At 66.7% G+C, this 574-nt stretch carries 1 protein-coding gene; it reads right to left on the bottom strand.

Annotation, left to right across the window (positions count from 1 at the left end):
* The coding region (locus ACKGJN_RS16625) for an ATP-binding cassette domain-containing protein (protein WP_409540685.1) at positions 1 to 574 on the bottom strand (574 nt) is incomplete at both ends.

Here is a 574-nt window from a genome sequence, read left to right as displayed (position 1 = left end):
AGGCCCGATCTCGACGATACGCCCCAGGTACATCACCGCGACCCTGTGACTGATATGATGTACCAGGTTGAGATCGTGCGAAATGAACAGATAGCCGATACCCGTGCGCTGCTGAATGTCACGCAGCAGGTTCGTGATCTGCGCCTGCACCGAAACGTCCAGCGCCGAAACCGCTTCATCACAGACGATGAGCTTCGGTTCCGCCGCCAGCGCCCGGGCGATGGCGATTCGCTGGCGCTGTCCGCCGGAGAACTCGTGGGGATAGCGCTCGGCGGCGTCCTCCGGCAAACCGACCAGGGCCAGCAGCGTGCGGGCCCGCGCAGCGGTTTCGCGCCGCGTCACCAGGCAGTGCAGCACCGCCGGTTCGGCGACGATGGCACCCACCGTCATCTGCGGATTCAGCGACCCGAAAGGGTCCTGGAAGACGATCTGCATCTGCCGCGCGCGGGCGCGGCCCGCCGCGACGGGTCGTCCCCCGAAAGCGATACTGCCGCTGCTGGGTTGCAGCAGACCGACGATCATGCGCCCCACCGTCGACTTGCCGCAGCCGCTCTCGCCCACCAGCGACAGCGTC

The sequence above is a fragment of the Gillisia xinjiangensis genome (assembly GCF_046298265.1).
Classification (GTDB): domain Bacteria; phylum Bacteroidota; class Bacteroidia; order Flavobacteriales; family Flavobacteriaceae; genus Gillisia; species Gillisia xinjiangensis.
The sequence above is the reverse complement of the archived record's forward strand: the minus strand, read 5'-3'. Positions and strand labels throughout refer to the sequence as shown.